Genomic DNA, 6,000 nt, shown 5'->3' on the forward strand with positions numbered 1-6,000 from the left:
GCTAAGGATGGCTGACGCCGCCGCCCGGCTCGAGCGCGCCACCCGTGCTCACCGATCAGCAGCACTCAGTTCGCCTGATAGACCTCGGTCTCGGGGTGAAAGGCATACCAGGCGAACCAGAACAGGGTCGTCGCCGGCAGTGGATTGCCTTCGGCATCGAAGGCGCTGGCGCTCGGCTGTGCCCAGTCGAAACGCACCTCGATGGACTCACCGCCGAACTGATCGGAGAGGCGGCCATCGGTCTGCGAGAGCTCCGAGAAGGGGTAGGCCTTGAAGTGACCGTCGATCTCAACCCCGAGGACGCGCTCCTTCGGGTGATAACGCTTGGAGCGCGCGCTGACCGGAAAGTAGAGTCCGCGCTCGTTCGCGTAACCGCCGTACGGGGCGCGGCCATAGTTGCGCCGGTAACCGGTCTCGGTCGACAGCACCTGGGTCTGCGGATGGGCACGGCGCCAGGCCCCCCAGGTCGTGTGGGTCAGGGGTAGGGCGGTCAGCTCCGTTCCGGCTAATGGTCCGGCGATGGCCTGCTTGGCGATCTGGCTCCAGAGGCTCTCGGTCTGGCGGTCATAGAGCAGCAGGTCGCTGTTGTAGAGCAGGCCGGAGACGCCGAAGTCGAGATCCCGGCCTGCGTGCTCGGCACTGAAGGCGATTCCCGAGCCGCACAGCGGACAGTAGGTGATCGCGACCGGCTCGTCGTCGATGCGGTCGTTGACGATCTCATGCCAGTTCAGGATCGTGATCGGATAGGCGCGGGCCTCGCCTTGATACACCAGCCCGAGGACCTGATCCTCCCGATCGAGAAAATCGGCATCATCGGCCTTGATGAAACGCGGCTGATCGATCGCCGGGATGCCGTCGCGGCCGGGGCCGCCGGGATGGATCTCGGCAACCGGGATCAGGCTATTGTCCACAGCAAAGCCATTGAGCTGCTGCGCGCTCGCGCCGGCTGCGAGCATGAGACCGACGCTCAGGCTGGCAACCAAGATGCCGGTCAGGGTTGCTCCGAGGGGGCGAGTCATCATGGTTCTCCGATCGTTTCATCTCGCATTGTTGCAGGCGCCCGCAGACCTGAAAGGCGAATCGACGCGGCGAGTCGCCTCCAGTAGGCTGCGGGCCTCATCGATCGGTTAAGACCCGATCAGCTGGAGTGATCTTTCGCGGAGGAGCGCAGGATGTCTCGAGCACGCGACCCAAGCGGGCCGCTGACCTTCGCCCATGACCAGGGGGACGCGCAGCATCTGCACACCATCTTCGAGCACGCCAACGATGCGATCCTGCTGATCGACCCCGAGCAGGACCGTATCCTCGAGGCCAACCGGCAGGCCGCGCGCATGCTCGGCTACGACCCGGCCGAGCTGATCCGCGATGTACGCATCTCCAGCGTGCATCCGCACGAGATGGAGCGCCTGCGCCAGTTCGCCCACGCGGTGCAGATCACCGGCGAGGGCTGGACCGACGAGCTCAGCTGCACGCGCAAGGACGGCCAGCGGCTGCCCTCGGAGATCTCGGCCTCGGTGGTCCAGGTCGACGGGCGCGATTGCATCGTCGCGATGGTGCGCGACGTCTCCGCGCGCAAGGCCGCCGAAGACGCCTTGCGCCGCAGCGAGGCGCGCTTCCGGGCCTTCGTCGAGAACGCCGGCGACGGCTTCTTCCTGGTCGCCAGCGATGGCGTCATCCTCGACACCAACGCCCGCGCCGCCGAGATGCTCGGCTACGCGCGAGCGGACGAGCTGATCGGCTGCTCGGTGCTGGCGATCGACGTCGGTCTCAGCCCCGAGACCTTCAGCCAGCTGCTCAACGAACTCGAGGTCGACCAGCCGCGCCTGATCGAGAGCCGCCATCAGCGCCGCGACGGCTCGGTGTTCCCGAGCGAGGTCAGCATCTGCGCCTACGGCGAGGCCCAGGCGCCGAGCTACATCGCCTTGCTGCGCGACATCAGCCAGCGCAAGGCGGCCGAGGACGCCCTCGCGCGCCTCGCCGAGATGGGCGAGTTCGCGGCGATGATGGTGCACCAGATCCGCAACCCGCTCTCGACCATCCGCATGGCGCTCGATCATGTCGCCGGCCAGTCGCTGCCGGCGAGCGCGACCAAGCGGCTCGACCTGGCCCAGCGTGAGGCCGATCGCCTCAGCCGGCTGCTCGAGGACGTGCTGGCCTATGCCGGGCGGCGCACCGCATCGCCCACCCGCCTTGCGGTCGATGCGCTGATTGGCGAGCTGCTGCCCTCGCTGCAGGCTCTGCCCATCGTCACCGAGTGCGCGCTGCGGGTCGAGCTCGGGCTGGGTGACTGCGCGATCCACGCCGACCCGGCGCAGCTGAGAGAGGTCCTGGTCAATCTGATCGTCAACGCCTGCGAGGCGGTGGCCCCGGGCGAGCCGGTCTGGCTGCGCACCGGCCGGCAGCCGGGCACCGGGACGCCGCTGATCGAGGTCGGTAACGGCGGCGAGCCGATCCCGCCCGATGTGCTCGCGCGTATCGGCCAGCCGTTCTTCTCGACCAAGGCCTCCGGCAACGGCCTCGGTGTGGCCTTCGTGCGCCGGGTCGCGGCGGCGCATCATTGGACGTTCTCACTGCAGTCCGATGCGGCGACGGGCACTGTCGCGCGCTTGCTGATGTAGCGGTGCACGGCGCTCTTTCGCTCTCATGAGCGAGGCACGCGGCCGGATGCGACGAGGCGATAGGCAATCGTCATGTTCATCTCGCGGCCTTGAGTGCGCCGCATGATCCGATGGCGGTGGTGCACGATCTCAGGCCCAGACCGCGGCGCGGTCCGCTAGAGCCACCGCAGGAGTCATCCCTCGAGCCTCCGGTCTCGGCGCCGAAGCCCGCGCCGTCGTTGCACGCGCCGGTGGAATGAAGTCGATTCAATCGTCGCGCACCAGCGCGAATACCACACCGGCTTCGACCCACAGCAGCACGGTGAGCCCGCGTGCGCGAAGCCGCACCGGTGCCTCGCCGCGGTCGCGGTCGGGCAGGGGGCCGTGGTGCTCGGGATCGTAGCGGGCCTGATACAGCGTCTGCACGCCGACGTCTTCACCGCTCGCCTCGCCTTGGCTCGCGTCGGGGCGAAGACGCAGTTGGGCGGCGGGGACGCCCTGGATCGAACAGTATCGCCCGCCCTGCAGGTTGAGATCGGCCAGCGCCGGCGCGTCGCTCGCGAGCGGGCGAAAGTCGAGCTGGCTGAGATAGCGGCGCACCTGATCCAGATCGGCTGCCTCGACCTCGAGCGGCTTCAGGTATAGATGCTGGCCCGCGACCTCGTCGGCGATCTGCGCTAGCCGACTCGCCTCGGACAGCTCCCCGGGTGGTGCCTGCCACCACCAGAGACCCGCTATGAGCACCAAGCCCAGCGGCAGCGCGGCCAGCGCCCATCGGCGGTTGCGCCATGGCTGATGCTGAGTCGAAGCAGGGCCAGGAGCGGTGGCTGTCACCGGCTGGGTATTTCGCTGAACGTGACGAGCTATTTCGGCGATCGGGCGATCATCGGAGCGGGCTTGGCCGCGGTCGTTGGCTTCGACCACGGGGGTTGCATGATGCCAGCGGCGCGCTACTTGGCCGGCTTGGTGGCGGCGACCGGGCCACCAGCGAAGGGGATAGCCGGTGTCAGCCAATGAGGCGCGGTTCATCCCGCACCAGCCGCACCGGCCGCACTGGCCGCACTGGCCGCACTGGCCGCACTGGCCGCACCAGCCGCACCGGCCGTACCGGCCGTACCGGCCGTACCAGCGCCGCGCCGATCAACCCAGCGGCCAATCCAGTCATCCATCGATAGATAGCGGCCAGCGCCGATGAAGAACAGGGTGATGAGCATCACCAGATAGGTGGCGGCGAATTCGATGCCGTTGTTGAGGATCACCAGGCTGCCGTTCTCGGTGAGCCACTCATAATTGCCGTGCTCGCGCAGGATCGCCTTGGCCTGGTCCAGCCGCTCGATCGCGCCGAGGGTGCGCTCATTGGCGAACAGGGAGCCGCTGCCCTCGGCGATCGCCAGCCAACCGTGCTCCCAGTGCACCGTCACCATCGCGACCACCATGGTGATCCCGAGCGGAACCGAGATCAGCCGGACCCCGAGGCCCAACACCAGCAAGACGGCGCCGACGGTCTCGGTTGAGGCCGCCAGGAACGCCATCACCGTCGGAAACGGCAGGCCCAGGCCCCAATCCGGGTTGCCGAACCAGGCCACGGTGCTGTCGAAGCTGGCGAACTTCTTGGTCCCGGCCATCCAGAAGATGGGCGCCAGATACAGCCGCAGCAGCAACGGCGCGATGAAATCGAAGCGGCGGGTCGCATCAAGTAGGCTGCGCGCCTTACTCATCAGGGTGATCATTAGGAATGCTCCGGTCAGGTTGCTCAGGCGGAACTACTCAGGCGGATACACGGCTGGAGACCCGATCAGCGCGCCTTATCTTTCGCAGAGGACCGCTCGATGTCTCAAGCACGCGACCCGAGCCGGCGCCCCGCCCCTTTGTCCACGAACGTTGTGCACAAGGTTGTGGACAAAGTCGGGAGACTAGGCGCCGCCGGCTGATTTGCCTGCCATTTCTGGCGCTCCGCATCAGATTGGTCAGAGACTGATCAATTTAGAAAATCAAGCGGTTACAGAGGGTTGTGCGAGTTTGTTCGGACAGCTTTGACCGCCGTTGTCAAGCCGGGCTTATCCACTGCGGCTGTGGATAACCCTGTGGGAAATTGGCTTGGTGCGGGTGTTGGCTGCCTGATCTCATTACGGTTTTGCAATCTTCGCGGCAGATCGGTCAACGGCTGACCAGAGGGCGTGGGCTCGTCGTGTGCTGGCGAGCAAGAACTGGCGACAGGCATGGAGGCGCGTGAAGGTCGTTGCCGACGCGCAGCCGATACTTAGGGGTGAAATTCGTAAGCCGCTTGATGGCTCCCCTAAGCCCGCCCTCCAGTGCGCTGAGCCTTCTGGCGACTCTCGCGCCATCCTTCTCTTGGAGCGATTGCAGGTCCTTTATGGCTTGGGGCTAGAGTTCGCCCTTCATGCAAGCAATATGAAGTGGGGCGCGGCTGCTATTCTCCGGAACAGCCCTTGACGAAAGTAATAGCTCCACTAAGTCTCCTGCTTCTGGCTTGATTCCCAGGTCCGGGATTTCCGCGACGGCTCGGAATCTTGCCGCGGATGCAGGCTCACCGCCCGCGGCGATCTCCTCTATGTTGGACTAATCCGCTCCCTGCACGGCGCCTGAATTCAGCACAGCCCTCGGCGAGGATAGGGGATTGTATCCGCGAAGCTCAGGCAGATGGCAAACGGGCGCTGGAAACCGGTGGCTATGCTGGAGGTCTACGCGACGAGAGTCGAGCATTCGTAATGATGATGACGATGATGTTTCGGGTCCTTCCGTCGCAGGATAGGTGGTTTTCCAAGCGCTCGGCACGCGCAGCCGCAGGCCAGTACTGGCCTGATGACGTCGGCAACGTCGAGGTTGCCCAGCGAGCGTCAGCGCTGCGGATTACCCTGGATCAGGGCGCACGGGTGCGAGGTGTGCACTCACGCGCAGGTGTCCGTTGCGGCACATCGGGCAGGGATGACCGGCATAGGCGGCAAGCTCGGTGCCGCGCCTGAGCAACTCCGGGATGCGCTGCGCCCGCTTGGGTAAGACCACTTCCAGGTCCAACGTGTGCCAGTCGAGCACCGGCAGATAGAGAAAGCGGATGCCGTTGTAGGATAGACGCACGCTCGCCGGAGCGAATTGTCGCTCAGTGACGAGGTATTCGAACTACCTGCGCAGATCGTCGTGGCTCAGGCTGTACGGCGAGCGGTGCGTGAATTTCGCCAGACTCCTCACCGCAGCCCGCGCCAAACTGCGGCCACGCGCGAAGCGCCGGCCGCAGTTTGGCGTCGGGCTTGCGAGTTTGTGTACGCCCGGCATGGGCATGAACTGATGGGGTGAAAGTCCCCTGTAGGAGTACCTGTAGTGTCCTCTTGGACCAATAGAACTACTAGCCGACGGCAAGGGCAAACCCGCGAGGGGATGTCTGGAG

General features: G+C 65.8%; 5 protein-coding genes. 1 reads left to right on the top strand and 4 read right to left on the bottom strand.

Annotation, left to right across the window (positions count from 1 at the left end; translation table 11 throughout):
- Window positions 1-65 precede the first annotated feature (65 nt).
- A complete protein-coding gene (locus CKO40_RS13535; protein WP_242477029.1) occupies window positions 66-1,019 on the bottom strand; it encodes a DUF3179 domain-containing protein in 954 nt (317 codons plus the stop codon).
- Window positions 1,020-1,172: 153 nt separating this feature from the next.
- Here CKO40_RS13535 and CKO40_RS13540 point away from each other — a divergent pair, with 153 nt between their 5' ends.
- Complete coding sequence (locus tag CKO40_RS13540; protein ID WP_200346756.1) at window positions 1,173-2,618, top strand: PAS domain S-box protein; 1,446 nt, start codon at window positions 1,173-1,175, stop codon at window positions 2,616-2,618.
- A gap of 246 nt (window positions 2,619-2,864) precedes the next feature.
- On the opposite strand, the gene CKO40_RS13545 is transcribed toward CKO40_RS13540, so the two are convergent.
- The 3 genes from CKO40_RS13545 to CKO40_RS13555 all read right to left on the bottom strand — a co-directional run bounded on the left by CKO40_RS13545 (window position 2,865) and on the right by CKO40_RS13555 (window position 5,693).
- Entirely contained in the window at window positions 2,865-3,431 is a 567-nt protein-coding gene (locus CKO40_RS13545) for a hypothetical protein (RefSeq protein WP_200346757.1), read from the bottom strand.
- A gap of 191 nt (window positions 3,432-3,622) precedes the next feature.
- A complete protein-coding gene (locus CKO40_RS13550) occupies window positions 3,623-4,327 on the bottom strand; it encodes an HvfX family Cu-binding RiPP maturation protein (RefSeq protein ID WP_200346758.1) in 705 nt (234 codons plus the stop codon).
- A 1,141-nt stretch (window positions 4,328-5,468) separates the two neighbouring features.
- Complete coding sequence (locus tag CKO40_RS13555; protein ID WP_200346759.1) at window positions 5,469-5,693, bottom strand: hypothetical protein; 225 nt, start codon at window positions 5,691-5,693, stop codon at window positions 5,469-5,471.
- Window positions 5,694-6,000 lie beyond the last annotated feature (307 nt).

This window comes from Halochromatium glycolicum (genome assembly GCF_016584085.1).
Classification (GTDB): Bacteria; Pseudomonadota; Gammaproteobacteria; order Chromatiales; family Chromatiaceae; genus Lamprobacter; species Lamprobacter glycolicus.

Coding starts and splice junctions, on each gene's coding strand:
- CKO40_RS13535 (WP_242477029.1), bottom strand. CDS start 1,019: ATGACTCGCCCCCTCGGAGCAACCCTGACCGGCATCTTGGTTGCCAGC.
- CKO40_RS13540 (WP_200346756.1), top strand. CDS start 1,173: ATGTCTCGAGCACGCGACCCAAGCGGGCCGCTGACCTTCGCCCATGAC.
- CKO40_RS13550 (WP_200346758.1), bottom strand. CDS start 4,327: ATGATCACCCTGATGAGTAAGGCGCGCAGCCTACTTGATGCGACCCGC.